General features: G+C 67.4%; 20 protein-coding genes and 1 tRNA gene. 6 read left to right on the forward strand and 15 right to left on the reverse strand.

Annotated elements, in window-relative coordinates; all coding sequences use genetic code 11:
* Positions 1-112 precede the first annotated feature (112 nt).
* Both ABZZ22_RS20015 and ABZZ22_RS20020 read right to left on the reverse strand, forming a co-directional pair.
* Positions 113-721: a hypothetical protein gene (locus ABZZ22_RS20015; RefSeq protein WP_354934767.1), complete on the reverse strand. Its 609-nt coding sequence runs from the start codon at positions 719-721 to the stop codon at positions 113-115.
* 220 nt (positions 722-941) lie between these two features.
* Positions 942-1,457, reverse strand: a complete 516-nt coding sequence (locus ABZZ22_RS20020) for a gluconokinase (RefSeq protein ID WP_354934769.1) — start codon at positions 1,455-1,457, stop codon at positions 942-944.
* Positions 1,458-1,552: 95 nt separating this feature from the next.
* On the opposite strand from ABZZ22_RS20020, the gene ABZZ22_RS20025 reads away from it, so the two are divergent.
* Positions 1,553-2,272 carry a FadR/GntR family transcriptional regulator gene (locus tag ABZZ22_RS20025; protein ID WP_354934772.1) on the forward strand — a complete coding sequence of 240 codons (720 nt, stop codon included), beginning with the start codon at positions 1,553-1,555 and terminating at the stop codon, positions 2,270-2,272.
* A gap of 77 nt (positions 2,273-2,349) precedes the next feature.
* Positions 2,350-2,423, forward strand: a tRNA-Pro gene (locus tag ABZZ22_RS20030).
* A gap of 28 nt (positions 2,424-2,451) precedes the next feature.
* Here the strand turns inward: ABZZ22_RS20030 and ABZZ22_RS20035 are convergent.
* From ABZZ22_RS20035 to ABZZ22_RS20090, 12 genes are all read right to left on the reverse strand, one after another.
* Positions 2,452-3,681: a site-specific integrase gene (locus tag ABZZ22_RS20035; RefSeq protein WP_354934775.1), complete on the reverse strand. Its 1,230-nt coding sequence runs from the start codon at positions 3,679-3,681 to the stop codon at positions 2,452-2,454.
* Entirely contained in the window at positions 3,678-3,908 is a 231-nt protein-coding gene (locus tag ABZZ22_RS20040) for a helix-turn-helix domain-containing protein (protein ID WP_354934778.1), read from the reverse strand. The genes ABZZ22_RS20035 and ABZZ22_RS20040 overlap by 4 nt, the downstream gene beginning before the upstream one ends.
* Positions 3,905-5,359: a DUF3631 domain-containing protein gene (locus tag ABZZ22_RS20045; protein ID WP_354934781.1), complete on the reverse strand. Its 1,455-nt coding sequence runs from the start codon at positions 5,357-5,359 to the stop codon at positions 3,905-3,907. Before ABZZ22_RS20045 ends, ABZZ22_RS20040 begins: the two co-directional genes overlap by 4 nt.
* Before the next feature lie 47 nt (positions 5,360-5,406).
* A complete protein-coding gene (locus tag ABZZ22_RS20050; RefSeq protein WP_354934784.1) occupies positions 5,407-6,543 on the reverse strand; it encodes a DNA cytosine methyltransferase in 1,137 nt (378 codons plus the stop codon).
* Positions 6,540-7,562, reverse strand: a complete 1,023-nt coding sequence (locus tag ABZZ22_RS20055) for a bifunctional DNA primase/polymerase (protein ID WP_354934787.1) — start codon at positions 7,560-7,562, stop codon at positions 6,540-6,542. The genes ABZZ22_RS20050 and ABZZ22_RS20055 overlap by 4 nt, the downstream gene beginning before the upstream one ends.
* On the reverse strand, positions 7,546-7,824 hold the full coding sequence (locus ABZZ22_RS20060; RefSeq protein ID WP_354934790.1) for a hypothetical protein: 279 nt from the start codon (positions 7,822-7,824) through the stop codon (positions 7,546-7,548). Before ABZZ22_RS20060 ends, ABZZ22_RS20055 begins: the two co-directional genes overlap by 17 nt.
* Positions 7,824-8,840 (reverse strand): helix-turn-helix domain-containing protein, encoded by a 1,017-nt coding sequence (locus ABZZ22_RS20065; RefSeq protein WP_354934793.1) that lies wholly within the window; start codon positions 8,838-8,840, stop codon positions 7,824-7,826. The genes ABZZ22_RS20060 and ABZZ22_RS20065 overlap by 1 nt, the downstream gene beginning before the upstream one ends.
* A gap of 111 nt (positions 8,841-8,951) precedes the next feature.
* On the reverse strand, positions 8,952-9,260 hold the full coding sequence (locus ABZZ22_RS20070; protein WP_354934796.1) for a hypothetical protein: 309 nt from the start codon (positions 9,258-9,260) through the stop codon (positions 8,952-8,954).
* Between the two features lie 148 nt (positions 9,261-9,408).
* A complete protein-coding gene (locus ABZZ22_RS20075; RefSeq protein ID WP_354934799.1) occupies positions 9,409-11,622 on the reverse strand; it encodes a hypothetical protein in 2,214 nt (737 codons plus the stop codon).
* Positions 11,619-11,837 carry a hypothetical protein gene (locus ABZZ22_RS20080; RefSeq protein WP_354934802.1) on the reverse strand — a complete coding sequence of 73 codons (219 nt, stop codon included), beginning with the start codon at positions 11,835-11,837 and terminating at the stop codon, positions 11,619-11,621. The genes ABZZ22_RS20075 and ABZZ22_RS20080 overlap by 4 nt, the downstream gene beginning before the upstream one ends.
* A gap of 111 nt (positions 11,838-11,948) precedes the next feature.
* Positions 11,949-12,161, reverse strand: coding sequence for a hypothetical protein (locus ABZZ22_RS20085; RefSeq protein WP_354934805.1), 213 nt, complete (start codon positions 12,159-12,161; stop codon positions 11,949-11,951).
* A gap of 18 nt (positions 12,162-12,179) precedes the next feature.
* Entirely contained in the window at positions 12,180-12,440 is a 261-nt protein-coding gene (locus ABZZ22_RS20090) for a DUF6284 family protein (protein ID WP_354934808.1), read from the reverse strand.
* A 120-nt stretch (positions 12,441-12,560) separates the two neighbouring features.
* Between ABZZ22_RS20090 and ABZZ22_RS20095 the strand changes: the two genes are divergently transcribed.
* From ABZZ22_RS20095 to ABZZ22_RS20110, 4 genes are all read left to right on the forward strand, one after another.
* Positions 12,561-12,908 carry a GntR family transcriptional regulator gene (locus tag ABZZ22_RS20095; protein ID WP_354934811.1) on the forward strand — a complete coding sequence of 116 codons (348 nt, stop codon included), beginning with the start codon at positions 12,561-12,563 and terminating at the stop codon, positions 12,906-12,908.
* 156 nt (positions 12,909-13,064) lie between these two features.
* Positions 13,065-14,552: a hypothetical protein gene (locus tag ABZZ22_RS20100; RefSeq protein ID WP_354934814.1), complete on the forward strand. Its 1,488-nt coding sequence runs from the start codon at positions 13,065-13,067 to the stop codon at positions 14,550-14,552.
* Positions 14,549-14,899 carry a hypothetical protein gene (locus tag ABZZ22_RS20105; RefSeq protein ID WP_354934817.1) on the forward strand — a complete coding sequence of 117 codons (351 nt, stop codon included), beginning with the start codon at positions 14,549-14,551 and terminating at the stop codon, positions 14,897-14,899. The genes ABZZ22_RS20100 and ABZZ22_RS20105 overlap by 4 nt, the downstream gene beginning before the upstream one ends.
* A 272-nt stretch (positions 14,900-15,171) precedes the next feature.
* Positions 15,172-15,951, forward strand: a complete 780-nt coding sequence (locus ABZZ22_RS20110; RefSeq protein ID WP_354934820.1) for a hypothetical protein — start codon at positions 15,172-15,174, stop codon at positions 15,949-15,951.
* Between the two features lie 685 nt (positions 15,952-16,636).
* Here ABZZ22_RS20110 and ABZZ22_RS20115 read toward each other — a convergent pair.
* Positions 16,637-16,999, reverse strand: a complete 363-nt coding sequence (locus ABZZ22_RS20115) for a nuclear transport factor 2 family protein (RefSeq protein ID WP_354934823.1) — start codon at positions 16,997-16,999, stop codon at positions 16,637-16,639.
* Between the last annotated feature and the right edge of the window lie 56 nt (positions 17,000-17,055).

A 17,055-nucleotide genomic window follows, 5' to 3' on the forward strand; every position in this document is an offset into this window, starting at 1 on the left:
GAGAGGTCGAGGAGGGCCGCGTCCTCGTGGCCCGCACGGTCGCTGCCGAAGGCCGAGCGCGGGCGTACGTCGGGGGAGCGACCGTCCCGGTCGCCCCGTCCCGGCCGTCTGCTCACGGACGGTCGAACGGGTCCTCGGGCACCTCGAGCTCGAGCTGCTCCTCGTAGACCTGCTCCTCGGCCCGCCGGTCGGCGAGCCACGCCGTCAGCGCCACCACGACCAGCTGCGAGCGGGACTCCGCGGCCATCTCGTGGACCATGGCATCGAGCACGTCGACGTTGGTGGCCAGCAGGCGCAGGGGCATCGTGACGTACGGATCCTCGAGCCGTTTCGGCTTCGGCACGTTGCGCATGAAGGTGCCGTCGGAGACGGGCCTGGTCTTCTCGCGCAGCGCCGCCTGGTGGGCACGCAGGAGGACCGGGAGCCGGGGGCGGGTCGCCGCGACGGCGTCGAGCATCACGTCGACGAGCGAGCGCGGGACCTCCTGGCTGTAGGTCTTCCACTGCGCCGCCAGGGAGGCCGGCACGGAGAGGCTGATCGCCTGCACCGGCATGCCCTGGCGCCGCCCGGCACCCTCGCGCCGAGACTTGGTGCGGTGAGCAGGGGTGCCCTTGCGGGAGATCGGGTCGAGTTTGACGGGCGAGTCCACGGACGTCTCGCTGGCAGCTGTCGCCTGAGCGGTGGTCTCGTCGGTGGCGGATGGGGAAGATGAATCCGACACGGTGAGCTCCTGGGTTGGGGGTGTTCCTTCGGTCACAGATGATTCTGTCGGAGACCACCGACAGTTTCGGTGACGGATGGGACCTGAGTGGCTTCTGGGACCGCTCTGTCCGGATGCGGATCGCGGCTAGGGCTGCCCGCTATCGCACACCAGAGTTGTCGAACGAGCTAATGCACAGGGGCGCCGCCTGTCGGCGACGCCCCTGCTGAAAGCCCGCTGATCAGGCCAGGAGGCTGCGTACGGAGGAGCTGGCGAGGTAGCGGTCGACGATCGCGTCGATGTCCTGGTCGATGTCGATGGTCGTGCCCGGCTCGTCGGGGGCGAGGGGCTCGAGGGTCGTGAACTGCGATCGCAGCAGAGATGCCGGCATGAAGTGGCCCGCACGAGCGGCGAGACGCGCCTCGACGACTTCGGGGGTGCCGCTGAGGTGGAGGAGCCGAAGGCCGTGGGCGCGGCTGTGGAGCAGGTCGCGGTAGCTGCGCTTGAGCGCTGAGCAGCTCAGTACGGCGCCGGTGGGCTCGTGGGCGGCCAGCCAGTCGCCGAGCGTCTCCAGCCAGGGACGGCGGTCGTCATCGTCGAGCGGGCGGCCGGAGGCCATCTTCGCGATGTTCTCCGGCGGGTGGAAGTCGTCGGCGTCGGCGAAGGCGACCTGGAGGCGCTGGGCGATGGCAGCGCCGACGGTGGACTTGCCGCAGCCGGAGACGCCCACGACGACGAGGAGGGGGTGCTGTGTCACGCGTCACAGCGTGCACGAAAAGGCATCCGTTTGGCAAGACCGGCCATCGAAAGGACCCTGATTGCGGCGATCGAGGGGTGTGGGACGATGCCGCCGTGACGACTTCCAGCGGGGGCGCCGTACGTCGGCTGCATCAGAGCGTCCGGGACGCACTCGGACGCGACATCGTCTCTGGCGAGCTCCCGACAGGGGCGGTCCTCACCCTGGAGGGGATCCAGGCGACGTACGACGTCTCGCGCCCGATCGCCCGGGAGGCCGTGCGCGTGCTCCAGGCCATGGGGATGGTCACGACCCGACGACGCGTCGGCATCACGGTCATGCCTCGGCAGGAGTGGAACGTCTTCGACCCGCTCGTCATCCGGTGGCGCCTCGACGGCGAGGGCCGGCGCGAGCAGCTGCTGTCCCTCTCCGAGCTGCGTCGCGGGTTCGAGCCGATCGCGGCCCGCCTCGCCGCCGAACGCGCCGAGCCGGAGCATCACGGCGCCCTCGCCCGGGCAGTGGCAGACATGGTCGTGCACGCCGCCGCCGGCGACCTGGAGGCCTACCTGGACGCCGACACCCTCTTCCACCGGGTGCTCCTCAACGCCTGCGGCAACGAGATGCTCGCCGCGTTCGGCGACCTCGTCGCCGAGCTCCTCGCCGGCCGTACGCACCACCACCTGATGCCGGCCACGCCGAACCCGACCGCCATCGAGCTGCACGAGACGGTCGCGATCTCCATCCGCAACGGCGACCCGGCGGGGGCCGAGGAAGCCATGCGCGCCATCATCGACGAGGCCGCCGCCGCCCTCGCCTCCGCCGACGACCCGCCGTAGGGGTACCGATTGGAGGCCGCCCGGCGCCGTGCGGTAATGTTCGGAGCGCTTCGAACGGAGAGATCCGCTCGCAGTTTCGGGCTGTGGCGCAGCTTGGTAGCGCACTTGACTGGGGGTCAAGGGGCCGCAGGTTCAAATCCTGTCAGCCCGACAGATTCGCCCCTGACCTGCATCGCAGGTCAGGGGCGTTTTTTGCGCCTGTCTGCGAGGTTCACCACGTTGCCTGACGGTGTCGCCGTGGGCCCATTCTGGGCCCACCAGGTCGAAAATGCGTCTCCAACGGCGGTCAAAGCCTGGTGATCGGGGTGTAGGTAGCGCTGGGTCACCGCCGGGTCTGTGTGACCTGCAACACGCTGCAACATGTGGAGTGGAACTTCGCTGTCCGCCATCCAGGTCAGGGCTGTGTGACGTAGAGCGTGCCGGTCCAGACCGGCAAGGCCGAGCTTCTTGACCACGGCGTCCCAGTCGGTTGCGCGGCGCAACGATGCGGTGGTGACGACCCCGCCTCGCGGTCCGACTATGAGTCGGGCCTCTGGGTCACGGCCCTCGGTCAGCCGCTCCAGCGTTGGGCGTAGCTGATCGATGATCGGGACCGGTCGTTTCCGTCGCCCCTTGGTCTCCTTCGTGATCAGGCCACCCCGGCCGGGGTAGGTCTGGCGCTTTACCCAGATCAGTCCGTCATCGAAGTGGATGTCAGCCACGGTCAAGCCAGCGCACTCACTGATGCGCACTGCCGTGGTCGCAAGGACGGTCACGGCGTCGCCCCACGACCGGTGTCCTCCAGCCTCGACAAGCGCGGCGACCAGGCGGTCGAGGGTCGCGACGTCGGGCAAGGCGAAGTCGCGCGGATTCATCACCTCGGTTGGTGTCTCCGTGCGCCCCGCCGTCTTCCGTCGCGAACGGTTCTTCGCGGGGTTGCGATCGAGCAGGTTGTCTCTCACCGCCTCGTCAAGGATCAGCACCAGGGCGGCAACAGTGTTCTTCACCGTCGAAGCGCCGAACTCCAGTTCCCACTGGTCGATGGCGCGGTCGATCAGGCCCGTGGTGATCATCCCGACGGGAACGTGACCGAGGGTCGGAATCACACGCTTCCGGAGACCTGCTGAGTACGGGTCGTACGTCGACGTCGGGTCGATGCTCCGTGCCCATCGCTCGCCGAGCTGCTCGATATACGCCTCTAGGAGCTGCGTCCGGTCGATGCCGGTCCGAGCCGAGTCTTCGAGCGTGTCGAGCCACGCGTTCGCGGCGTCCACCGACTCGAAGGTGTCTTTAGCCTGGGCGCGCTTCCCTGTGCGCGGGTCCGTCCATCGGGCCCGCGCCGGGTAGCGAACTGCGCCGCTCTTGGTGGTGCGCTTGGTGACCTCGCGGTTCACGCGTACGCCGAACGGCGGTGTCTTGTGCTGGCTCATGATGCATCGGCCTCTTCGGTCAGGTTGGTGTGCAGCCAGTCGGCAAGCGCGGCTTGGGGGTAGCGGTAGACCGATCCCACCTTGACGTAGCACGGGCCGACACCGTCGAGCCGCCAGCGCCGTACGGTCGATGGGTTAACCCGGAAGTGGTCGGCGACCTCCTCGGTGGTGAGCAGCGGGGGCAGCTCGACAACATTCGCTGTCGTTGATGTGCGCTCGATCGTCATCGCTGGGCCTCCGGGTCGCAGGTCGGGTGAAGGTGGGTTCCGTCGTCTACGGCCATGGGCTCATGGCAGGCGCGGCAGGTAAGGGGGAGGGGAGCCGTCCCAGCCGTCCCAGCCGTCCCGGCCGGGTGTTGTGGCTGGTCAGGTCGGGTTTCGGGGTGGGACGGCTGTGGGACGGCTGGGACGGCTTGGGTGTGGGTGGGACGGCTGTGGGACGGATCGTTTTCGCGAGCCGTCCCAGTCATAAACAAGCTCTGATCTGCGGAAACGTCGCTGTGGGACGGCTGGGACGGCTGGGACGGGTTGGGGACCTCGGGCGGGCAGTAGCGAGCCCAGGCGTCGGTGAAGTCGGTGCGGCGGTAGCCCTTTGCCTGACGGTCCTTGCCGAGGCGGAGGTTCGTTGAGCTGATGTCGAAGTCGCGCAGCAGGGCCCCGAGTCGCACCGGAGTGAGCCCGGTGTTGCCGTAGGTGGCCCAGGGGGCCTCGGGATCCTCTTTGAGGTGGTCGAGCAGGTCGGTGGTGGCCAGCATTTCGGAGGTGCCGAACGCGGCGCGGCAGTCGGCGAGGAGGCGGGCTTGGATGCTGAGTTGAGCGTTGGCGTCGCGGGTCTCGGTCAGGGTGGTGCAGGCGGCTCGGGCGAGGTCGGGCCAGGCACCTCCGGCGAGGTCGGCGACAGCGAGGAGGGGTTCCCACGTGTCGGCTGCGCGGTCCTCGACGGGCATGTCGGGCATGGCGGACCCGAGGTGGTCGAGGTGTGCCCTGACCCACTGGTTCAGCCGTTGGCGGAGGTTGTCCAGGGCTGGACCATCACGGCGGGTTCGGTACGGGGCGACGGTCTCACCCGGGGCACGGCGGCGCATCCGGATGACGACTGCGCGGTCCTCGATGGTGTCGGGCATGGCACCGATTCCGGCGAGTGCGGCCATGGCGAATGTCTGGATCTTCTCCACGGTGGTGGTGGAGGCGTTGTAGCGCAGGGCGGGCCGGTTGCGCTGGTGTCCGGCGTTGAGCAGGCCGCGGAGGTCCTCGTTGTCTCCGGCCTTGGGTCCGAAGATGGTGTCGGCCTCATCGAGCAGGATGGTGGGCGGGTTCTTCCGCTTCATCCCGATCGAGCGGTAGACCGCCGAGGGTGAGGCGTTGACGGTGAGAAGCGGGTCATGACACATGGCCTCGGCCAGGTCGAGTAGTCGTGACTTGCCGCATCGCTTCTCGGGGGCTCGGATGACCAGGCGGGCGGCGTGGGCCCAGGCGGGCACGGCGTGGGTGGCTGCGATCCAGAGAACGACTCCGGTGGCGGCGTGCTCGTCGGGCAGGATGACGTAGCGGGCGAGGGCTTCGCGGACCTCGTTGAGCAGCAGCTCTCCGGCGTCGGCGTCGAAGTCGGCCGGGGTGAGGGCTGGGGGCTGGTCACGTTGGTTCTGATCGCTGGTTGCGGTGCTGTCGGTGCTGTCCATGCTGGTCTCCTCCGAGTCGGGTGCAGAGTGGTCGGGTTGGTCGGTGTTCATGCGGCACTCACCGTTGACGCTGGGGTGAGCGTGTGGGCAGGTTCGACGCTGGGCGGTGTGCGGCCGGTGATGGCAGCGAGGACGTGAGCGGCGAGCAGCGGCGGGATGGCGTTGCCGACCTGCTCGAACTGCTTGGACTTGCTCCCACGCCACGGGAAGTCGAGCGAGAAGGACTGGAGGACTCCGGCTTCGGCCACGGAGACCGTGACGGAGCCGGGTGCGTTCTGTCGGCTCTCTTGGGTGCGGTAGCCGGGTGCGGCGACGACCTCGGGCTTGAAGCTCCCGACGATCGTGGTTGCGGGCCGCTCGAAGACCCACCGGGAGCCGCTGTGGCGCTTCTCAGGAGCGCTCCATGCCAGTGCTGTGGCCATAGAGATCCAGCCGTGGAGCCGGTCGCCGAACAGGTCGGCGTCTTGCGGGTGCTCGGCGTGCGTCGGTGCTGGTGGGGCGATGGGGCGGGTGCGGTGGGCGCCGAGGATGGCGCGTCGTCGGGTCTGGGCGACGCCGTAGTCGGCGGCGTTGAGGATCAGTGCGAAGCAGGACCAGCCCTGGTTGCGGAGTTCGTGCTTGTAGACCTGCCACAGCGGCAGCACGTCAGGGACCTGCTCCAGTGCGACCCACTCGGGTTCGAGCTCCACGATCCGGCGTGCGGGCTCCAGCACCAGGGCGGCGATCTTGGCATCGCTTCGGGCCTTCTCAGCGACCTTCTCCGACTCCCACGGCGTCCGACGCTTGGCGTTGGCGCGCTGTGCCTCGGCTAGCGCTACGGGGTAGATCGCGGCGCGGGTGCGGTCTCTGACGGTGGCCGGGTGCTGGCCGCGCAGGATGTCGCGGATGCCGTCGGCGAGGGTGTCGAGGACCAGGAGTCCGACACCGGTTACGGTGGCGGAGAACAGGGTGCATGAGGGCGAGGAGACGTGTCCTCGGCCGCGTGCCCAGGCGGGGCTCTCGTGGGTGGTGACGTCGGCGGTCTCTCGTGCGTGCCCGGCGGCGATCGCGGTCTGGCAGGCGGCCTTGTCGTGGTCGACGCCGAACAGGCTCATCCCGATCAGGCGGGCTCCTTCGTCCCACCCGCCGGGTCCGGCGAAGTCGTCCAGGGCGTCATGGGCGTGATCGTCGGTCGCGGTGTTCATGCGGCGCTCCTGGTCGAGGTGGTGGGTTTGGTGGCGGCGCGGTGGAATCCGGATCGGATGGTGGCCTCGGCCTGGTAGGTGTCGTAGGCATCGGCGGCGATATGTCCGGCGGCGGCGGCGAGGACCCGGTCCAGGGCGGCGTGCTCGGTGATGAGCCCTCGGTTGATGAGCTTGCCGACGTTGGTGGCCATGACCCACAGGGCGAGGTTGCGGCCACCGTCAGGGGCGGCGTTGAGAGCGGCGGTCTCGGCGGCGATCACGGCCTCTACGTAGGCGGAGGTGCTGTGGACGGGATCACCGCACCCAGCGGGCCGGTACGGGCGGCTGGAGGGCCGCTGGGGCGCGTTGTGGTCGTCGTTTGGAGTGCTGGGGGTGGGCCGCTGGTCGCGGCTGAGGAGGTCGAGCAGGAACATCGGCAGCGGTGCCGGCGGACGGTCGTCGGTGACGTCGTACGAGCTGGAACCGATCTGCGTGGGTGGGGCGGCGACGTAGCCGCCGTGGGCGCGGGTGTCGATGAGCCAGCCGATCTTTCCGGCGGTGTTGGTGAATCGGCGGGTGGTGTCGGGCGCGGTGTAGTAGAGGTGGGTGCCGCCGGAGACGGTTCGCACGGTGTAGGTCGGGGTGATGGTGCCGCCGTGGGCTCCGGCGAGGTGGTCGAGCACGTCGGCTCCGGTGGTGATGCCGAAGCGGTGCCAGGGTTCGGGTATCTCGGTTCCGGGCTTGTGGGTGTCGAGGTCGACCACGACCAGGCGCGAGGGTCCGCAGGCGATGCCGACTCCGTAGGCGGGGTTGCTGGACCATGCTCGGGTGATCCAGTCCGGGCGGTTGGTGGCGCGTTGCTCCCATCCGGCGTGACCGGTGCGGCACCAGGGGTCGGTCCGGTCGCAGTCGGCGGCGCGGTGGTTGGGGGTGGCGGGTCGCTTGGAGCCGGGGAGGAGGGGGAAGACCCGCCAGCCGTTTGCCGCGTAGTGCAGGGCGAGGCTGAGGCTCTCGGTCAGGGTGTCAGGCTGCTGCGTCATCGGTCTGTCCTTCCTCGGTGTCATTCGCGGTCTCGTGCTGGTCGGGTCCGTGTCGGTCGGGTCGGGCGAGGGCGACCATGAAGGCCTTCAAGGTGGGTCGCGGGTGCGCGGCGGCGTACTCCTCGAGTTCGGTTGCGTAGCCGAGGGATTCGGCCTCGGCGTCGAGCTCCCACGCGTGCTCAGCGGCGTAGTAGTGGCTCGTGATCAGGTCGCGCCACAAGTGGCGGCGGCGCTGCACGTAGCGGCGACGTACTCGGCTCATCACGCACCCGCAGCCTTGCTGTTGGTCCAGCGGTAGACGGTCCGCTCGGTGACCTTTAGCAGCTCGGCGACCTCAGCCACGGGCAGCCCGTAAGCGCGCATCTCGATCGCGGCGCAGACCGAGTGCACCTCGCCGTCGTGGACGTCGCTCAGCGTCTCCTTGCAGATGGCGCACCGGCCGGTGTCGCCCTCGTCGCCCTCGTCGTCGTGGGTGTCAGGGATGACAGTCAGCGTCCGGGCGGGGCTGTCAGGCGGGGTGACATCGACGGCCGGAACGGCGATCGCATGGAGCTGGTTGCCAGGGTCGGTGTCACCCTCGGTGTCAGAGGAGGTGTCAGGGTTGCCGGTCGCCTGGTTACCGAGTAGCTCGCGGTACGCGATCGCCCCGGCGGAGTGCTTCTCGGCCGAGGTCTTCAGCCGGTTGGCGGCCTTGTTCTCGGCGCGCTCGACGGTCACCTTGATCTCGGCCAGGGCGTGAGTGCGGGCCGCGAGGCGGGCCGACTCGCCGTAGCCGGTGATCGTCTCCATGTGGGCCGCGTGGCGGGCCTCGATCACCGCCCGGGCGCGCTGGTCGCGAATCTCGGCGGTACGGGTCCGGATGAAGTCGGCGGTCTCGGGCGAGACGCTCACCTGGTCACGGATCCCGTCAGCGACCAGCAGCAGCGCGGCCAGCGCCGGGATCGCGGACCAGGGGCCCATGTGCCCGACTGCGGCCAGCAGGACGGTAGAGACGGCCACAGCGACCGCTGTAGCGGCACCGAAGCCGTAGGCGGCGGCTCGCTGGCCGGACTTGTAGGCCTGGATCGTGGTGTGGCCCAGGGCGGCCCACACGACGTCGGCCGCGAGGGCGACGGCCACGCCGATAGCGGGAGCAGCAGCACCGGCGGAGGGGATCATCGCAGCGACCTGGGGAGCGATCGTGACGGCGACCTGGACGAAGCCCACGGCGGTCATGCCGTAGCCGACAGCGGCGAGGCCGGAGGGGCGGCTGGAGCGGGGCAAAGAAGCGGTACTCATGGCGGGTCTCTTTCTGTGGCTGGGATCTGTTTTTGCTGGTCAGTTCGGTGTTTTAGGCATGGGTCGGGTAGGGACCTGGGCCACTGAGGGCCCGGAGAGCGAGGCGGAGGGTTACCAGCCGGGCCGGTTCGGCGGCTGGTTCGGGTCGCGCTGCGGCGGCAGGGTCGTGGTGGTTGCCTCGGCGTGGATGCGGCGGGCGTGGTTGTAGAGCGCGCGCCCGGTCCGGAGTCGGGTGCCGGTGCCTCGGCAGCGGCGGCAGGCCCGGAGCTTGCGGAAGACAGTTCCGGTGGTGCAGGAGCCGGTGCCCTGGCAGCGGCGGCACCGCTTGAACGGGAGTTCGCGGCAGAGGGTGGCGTAGATCCCAGTGGCCAGCGTGATGAGCACGGCGGCCGCGAGGGTAGCGACGGTGAGCGGTGTCATGGAATCTGCCTCCTGGGCTGGTTTCGGGTGGTCTCGGGGAGGGTCGCTACCCGCTACCTTCGAACGTCTGTGCTGGTCAGGGCTGGGTTTGGGGGTAGCGGGGTGGGTAGCGGTCTCGCTACCGGGTGGTGGTCCGCTACCTCCGGCGCTACCCCTCTTTCTCGGTGTGGTTCGGGGTGTCTGTCTGGGTCTCCTCACGGGTGGCTCGGAGCTTGTTGAGGTCGGCGCGGCGGTAGCCCTTGCGGACGGCTCCGGCGATCTTCACGTCGACCGAAGACAGTCCGGCGGTGCGTGCCAGGTCGGAGAGGGCGGCGGCGCTCAGGTGGGTGTAGGCGTCGGGCCAGGTCTCGGTGAGGCTGGTAGCTGCGGTGTCCCAGTGCTGGCCGTTGGGGGCGGCGACCTCGGTCAGATCAGCGAGCAGGTCGCGGGCCGGGGCGGTCTCGATCGGTGCACCGACCGCGACGCCACCGCGCAGCGAGGTGGCGCGGGCGACCATCCCGGCCCAGACCTCATCGGCGGGGAACTGGGAGCGGACAGCGGCCGGGGCGGCTCCACCGGTCATGCAGCCCCATCCGGCGTCGTACACGGGCCGGTAGACGGTGCCGGTCAGACCGCGCTTGTAGGCTCCGGTGCCGAGGATCATGTCGTTCTCGACCTGACCGGCCACCGAGAGGCACCAGCGGTTGGTGACACAGCGGGTGATGCCCGGGGGCAGGGATGCCTTGTCAGGGATCTGGGTAGCCAGGATGACGGTGACACCGAGGGCACGCAGCCGCTTGATCGCACGCTCCACATCGTTCGCAGCGTCCGGGGAGTACAGGAACAGTTCGTGGGCCTCATCGATGACGACACAGACCGGGTGCAGGCCGGAGCCGGGCTTAGCGGCGAGTTCGGGGGTGACCTTGCCCTGAGGGGCCTCGCCACGCTTGCGGGCGTTGAGGATGAGCCGTCCGCGCTTCTCGGCTTCGGCGACCAGCCAGCGGCCCAGCGCGACACCCTGGTCCAGCGCCTCATCATCGACACCGCACACGTAGGTCGAGCACAGGTGTTCGAGGTCGAGGAAGTCACCGGTTCCCTTGAACTCAGCGATCTTGAGCTCACAGGTTGGGTCCAGCAGCGCGACACCGACCAGGGCACGCGCGGCGTACGACTTGCCGGAGCCGGGCTGTCCACCGAGCAGGTAGGAGCGCTGGAACATGGTGGTCTCCACCGGGCGGCCACGCTCGTCAGTGCCGAACTCGGCAGGCTCGAAGAACGACGTACGCGCGTTCTCAGCGGCCAGGGACCAGGTGGGCTGTCCGGTCTTGGAGGCGGGGTGGTAGCCGACCCACAGGTCGAGCTGTCCGGGGTGGTCGGGTCCGGCCGCCGGCCACACCTGGTCGACCGGGAGACGCAGCGCGGCGGCCAGGCCGTCGCGGCGCTCGAGCACCTTCACAGCGGTGACACCCTCGGGGAGGTTGACCCGGGCCAGCCAGCCGGGGCCGTCGCGGTGGATGCCGGGGTGACAGAACTCGATCTGGTCCGGCGTCTGGATGCCACGCACGGCCAGGGAGACCAGGGCGTTGCGGACCAGGTCGCCGGTCAGGCGGGTGAACCGGCGACCGGTCGAGACGCGGCCAAGGATCGGCTTGTCAGCCGGGCGGCCAGCGCGGGCAGTCACCACGATCAGTGCGGCCAGACCGGCCCACAGGATCGGCGCGACCAGTAGGCCGGTCACGGCGAGGATGGTCACCACGATGAGGGTGGCGAGGGTGGAGAGGGACAGGCCCCACAGGCGGCCCCGGGCCTCACGCTCGCGGATCTTGTTCAGGGCCTGCCAGGTGTAGGCGTCGTTGGTCTCAGCGGCCTTCTGACGCAGCTCGTAGTTGCCCTCTTCGGCGCGCACCCACCGCGTGACCTTGCCCGTGATCCGGCCAGCGCCCACGAAGGAGTAACCGAGCGTCTTGGCCGCGTAGACCGGCGTACGGACGCAGTGGAACGCGGCGTAGTAGCCCGCAGTCGACACAGCGTGACGGGCGGCGGCCTTGCGGGCTTCGGTCGAACGCAGCCACGGCGGGATCACCGGGGCGCGGTCGCCGGCCGCCCGGTCAGGAGCGGCCCAGGTGAGCGTGGAGGTCACGTCCTCGGGCTCACCCGACTCGGCAGCCTCAATGGACTCGGTCTCGGTGTCGTCCTGGTCGCTCTGGGTGAACGGGGTGGCGTTGTCGACGTGGTCGACCACGGCGAGGACTTCACCCTCGAACACGTCGACCCGCTCGGCGTCGTAGGCATCGTGGTCGGGCTCGGCGAGGCCGATCCGGTTCTCGAACAGGGCGGCCGGGCTGTCCGGCGCGGTCCCGTTCGTGGGGTAGTAGTCCGTCATCGTCGGGTCCTTCCGTTGGTCTGGGTCATCAGGTGGGTGAGGCGGTGATGCACGATCGCGAGCACGCGGCGCTTAGCCATGGACGGTTCGATCTGTTCGGCGTCGAGCAGGGCGAGCACGGTGGCCAGGCCCCGGACCAGTAGCCAGGTGCGTTCCCGCTCCGCTTGCAGCTCGCGGTGCAGTTGCTCGCAGGACTGGCACGGCCGATCGGTCATGGCGCTACTGCTGCTCCTCGGAGAGGTCGTCTGCCTCGTCGCGTGTGAGGACTGAATGGACCCATTCGGCGATCAGCGCGAGGCAGCCGAGGGCCAGGAGCGCGGTAGCCATCAGTTACCCGCCTTGATGGCGTCGGAGATGCCCTGGACGACGGCGTTCGATCCGGCCTCTAGACCCTGGATCATCGGCGGTCCGATGAGCGTGGAAGCCAGTGCGATTCCGAGCAGGATGTTGACGATGGTGGCCGCGATGGTCGATGCGGTGCCCTTGGTCATGAAGAAGGCGATGATGCCCAGGATGAGGACGAGAGGTGCGGTAACCATGGATAAGACCTCCGAGAATCAGGCGGCCTCGACCGGGTCGGCCGGGCCAAAGTTGGTGAGCAGGTAGACAGGCGCGGTCTTGCCCGCGTCGTGGTTGAGCTGCTGGACCATCAGGTGCAGGAGTGCGCTCACAGCCCGGCGGTGGGCCCGCTTGGCGAGCGCGTCGGCCGGGTCGGCGAGTAGGCGGCATTCGGCATCGACCAGGTCGCGCTCTGCGGCGATCTGGGGCCACTCGGCCTCGATCTCGGCGAGGTCGGAGTGAGTTGGCGAGAGGTCCATCGGTTGGTGCCTTCCGTAGGAGTAAGCAACATTGCCTTGCTGTGCACTAGCGTGCACTAGGGCAATCTGGAATGTCAATGCCTCTACGCACACCAGGGCATTTGTGGTTACCTTGGAGGCATGATCAGCAGAGACAACGCGACCCCTCTTCACGAGCAGGTCGCCGAGGACATCCGGCAGCGAGTGCGGAACGGTGAGTACGAAGTCGGCGCGAAGCTGCCCCCGCTTCGGGAGCTTCGGGAGGCGTACGGCGTCGCCGAGGTCACGGTTCACAACGCGATCCGCGAGTTGCAGCGTGAAGGCGTCCTCGTATCGAGCACCGGCCGTGGCACGTACGTCAACGCGCTTCCGGGAGGCCAGGAGAGTGTTGACGACGTTGACCAGCTCCGGCGAGACGTCGCGAGCCTGTCGAGCCGTGTTGAGCGGCTGGAGAAGCTCGTTGGTGGCGCCGAATCGGCTGGTGCTTGACATGCCTCTAGTCAGCCGTGATCAGGCGTTTCTCACCGTGAAGCGGTTGTGCAATCACAGTGCAATCCGTTGGCGTCCGGCCGAGGACCGGGCGGTGTTCCGATGACGAGCGTTATCGAGTGGACGTCACGGGAGGCCGATGCTCTGCGGGCCGCTTTGCGGCTCACCAACGAGGAGTTCGCCGAGCAGCTCGGGGTGTCGGCGCGCTCGGTCGCGCTGTGGCGCAAGGGTGGAGACGGAGCTATCTCGCTGCAGATCCAGCGGATCTTTGACACGGTCCTAGAGGACGCGACCAACGCACAGCGTGATCGGTTCGCCCAGCTGGCCGGTCTCGACAAAGTGGCCGGTAGCGGTGATGAGTTGCGGAGCCGACTGGATGCTGCGGCGAACCTTCACAGCGCGCTCGCGTGGCTGCAGAGTGGCCGCGATGACGACGCGGCCGCCAGCGTGCTCACGGCGGCGGCTCGGATGAACGCGGCCGCCGGGTCCCGTTGGCGTGTGGCTGAGACCGCCCGATCGGCCGTGGCGCAGCGCCTGCACCGGTACTACGCGGACGGATTCGGCGATTATCGGCCGATGCGAATCGGGCTCGGCGACGCGGATATCGACCTCACGATTCTTAGTGCAACGGAGTGGTTCAGCACCCCGATCGACCTGCAGTCCGACGACGCAGCGACACGATTCGCGTACGACCATGCCGCCGCTGTCGCGCCTCGGCCTGACTCGGGTGCCTGGCTACGTGCCGCTGAAACCAGACTCGCTGAGTGCTTGGTCCAGGAGACGCGCTTCGTCGACGGCCAGCTCTACCGGATGACCGGCTGGGAGTCGCAGTCCGGCGGCGTGCGTACGTCCTTCACTACCGGATCGTTTGCGCAATACGCGCTTACGGTGGACCTCCTCGAAGCCGAGACGCTCGCGGCCGCACAGGGCGGGGGAGAGGCTCTCCCGCTGCGCGATCTGATGATGCCGACAGTCGAGTCGGTGCTCACGCCTGGCTCGCGTAACTGCATGGGCGGAGCGCTCGCGTTGACGGCGTTTGCCCGGCCGGCGCAAGGTGCACGCCCAGCCGATTTCGCCTTGCTGATCCAGGAGCGCGGGGCGAAGGTCCTCAACGCCTCCGGGCGACTCGCCGTGATTCCGAAGTGCTTCCACGAGCCGACCTCAGAGCCGAGCTGGGAGGTCAGTATCGGAACCTCGCTCGCGAGAGAACTGGAGGAGGAACTCTTCGGCAAGGCGGAGGTCGACACCACCCTCGACACACGCCGCACGATCGACCCGATGCACCCGGATCTCCTCACCGGGCCGATGCGCTACCTGACCGAGGCCGGGCCGACCGCTTGGTCGATGGAGTGCACCGGCTTCGGCTTCAACCTCCTCACCGGAAACTATGAATTTCCGTGTCTTGTTGCGGTGCACGACGAGGGTTTCTGGCAGCGTTGTGGAGGTGGCGTCGAGAGCAACTGGGAGTCCGAGCGGATCACCCTGATTTCGTCGCAGGATGAGGGCGGTCTGCGGGCTCTCGCACACAACCCGGCGTGGTCAGACGAGGGACTCTTCGCCTTTGTCCTCGGCCTCCGACGTCTCCACGAGCTGCACCCAGAGCGCGTAGCGCTGCCCCACTTCGAGATTGGATTCACCCAGTGACGACCGCCTCTGGCAACGCGTATGACGACGGCGCGGAGCGCCGCGGCTGGCTCATCGGCCACTTCATCGACCCTGAGACCAGCCCGCTTCATTCGACCGACGTCGAGATCAAGTGGGGCACTCACCAGGCGGAGGAGGAGCGTTACGAGTGGACCGTCGCCGAGGAGGAGGTCCGCACGACCATGGTCATGCTCCTCCGCGGCCACTTCGCCGTACGTCTCCCCGACGGTGACCAAGAGATGAAGCGCGAAGGCGACTTTGTCGTTTTCGGCCCCGGGACTTCACACTCCTGGCGGGCAATCGATGACTCGATCGTCCTCACGGTCCGTTGGCCATCGGTGGTCTAGCCCATGCTTCGCCGAATCACCGGAACTGATGCCCGCCGCTGCATATCCGAGACTACCGGTGACGCCGATGCGCTTTCCTGTAGTCGCGATCGCAGTTGGGAGTTCATCGAATTTCGGTAACGGCTGCGGTTGCTGTGTGCGGTAGCCGGTGGTTCGTCGTATCTTGTGTGGCGCTGAATGTCAGAATGCAGATCTCAAATGAAGAGGGCGTCTTGCTGGAGTCCGCCAGGGAACACCTAAGGTCACTACTATCGGTCGTTGCTAAACTTGACATGGACACCGTCTCTGGCCTCGCTCAGATTGTCTTCTGGATCGTAGTTGGCACAGTTACTGTTCTAACGTTTAGTCGCGCCAGCAAGACTATCTTACAGCCTCTACGGACTGAGGTATTCAAACTTCAGTTGGAGCGGATGCGCGAGGTCTTGGCTCTGTTTGTCGGGCGAAGCGAAATGAAACTGCGCGAGGATGCGCACTTCCAAGAACTGTTTGAGGCCAATTTCATTCGACTGCTGGATTCGTATGCCGAAACGTTCTTTCCGATCGAGATTGACAAGGAAGCACGACCGTACTCGGGAATTCGAAACTTTCTAGTTAAGCCAGAGAGCATCGTGGTCGCCAATGACCATGTTGTTTTCCCTAAGTCTGAACCACTCAATCAAGAGGAAGCCCGCGCCCGCCGGAAGGCGGAATGGCCGGGCGCTCCTGCGGATATGATTGCGATCCCGGACGGGCTGGTCGAGTACACTGATCGTGTTCGATCCATTCTAGAAGAACCTCTGCTTCCAAGTGAGTGCGCGAGCCTCCTCGAGGCATACCTTGCAGAGATCGAAGGAGTTATATCCTCAACGGTCGGAAAGGTCCTCATTTGGGTTGCTCCGCAGTTGCCGGAGAAGTACCCCGAACTGGATGACCTCAGGGCGGCGACGGATTATTGGGCGCATGCGTACTGGGTGGAGAACTTGAAAGACCTCAAGCCGCATGCTGACAAAATTGCGAAATTCGCGCGAGCTTATTTCAAAGCGGACGAATTTGCGCCAAAAGGCGTGCTCTAATCCGATTAAGGATTCGCCCCACGAGCCCGTGCTCGTCGAACGTCTGCAGCACCGAGGCGACGGTTGGGCGCGCGCGAATGCGTAGGTCATCTCTGGCTCGCATGTCCCGGAGTTGGCGGGCCCCGGATCTACTCATTACCCGGCGTCGTCAGACGAGGGACTCCTCAGCCAGGGGGCAACGGCCCATTCGTGACTGAGCTGGCAAGAGGACACGCGTCACAGTTCCGAAGCAGCCTGAGTCAGTGACCGAACGGCAAGCAGCCCTCGCGTGGAGAAATCGTTGGGCCCACGATGGGCCCAACGCCGCGCGCTGAGGGCTGATTTGTGGGTCGTTGGATCACATCGTGCACGTATTCCACGCGGATGCACGGCCGATTTCTGTCCACACACGATCTGGGGGTCAAGGGGCCGCAGGTTCAAATCCTGTCAGCCCGACCGAAACAAACTGGCTCTGACCTGGGTAAACCGGTCAGAGCCAGTTCTGTTGCTGGCTGTCTGCCACGGATCTGCGCCCGCACCAGTCGATCGCAGTCAGCGAGCGACTCCCAGTCGGGTGTATTCCGGAAGCGGCGGGTCGAGCACGACTTGGCTGGTCGCCGCGACGTCGCCGGCGCGGCAGCCTCACGTGGCTACGTCTACCTACATCAGGCCGTGGACCATCGCTCCCGGCCTGCCAGCGGTTGATTCACCGGTCGAAGGTGTCGTCACGTGTACGGGTCGAGTAGTGGATCGTCTGAGCACGGATCAAGCCGGCGCGGACAACGTAGCTGTCCGCGCCGTCGTGGATCACGGTGTCCTTGCCTGTGCCAGTCCACTGCAGCATGCCCACCTCGCCGTCGATGAGGATCTGCTGGTAGCTGTAATGCCCTTCGGGCAGGTAGCTGTTGAGGATGTCGGCAAGGTGGCGGACACCGTCATGACCGCGACTCACTCCCTCGGCGGAGAGCAGCGTGACGTCGGCGGCGTAGTTTTCCGCGAGGTCGGACTCCAGTTCGCCGTGTTTGCGGCGGCGCAGGTGTGCCTCGAGTACTTCCCGTGCTGTTCTCATGGATTCCTCTTGTCGTGGCTCGGCGCGCCTTCTTCAGCCGGAAGAAGGCGGACTGT

The sequence above is a fragment of the Nocardioides sp. NPDC006273 genome (genome assembly GCF_040613495.1).
Classification (GTDB): domain Bacteria; phylum Actinomycetota; class Actinomycetes; order Propionibacteriales; family Nocardioidaceae; genus Nocardioides.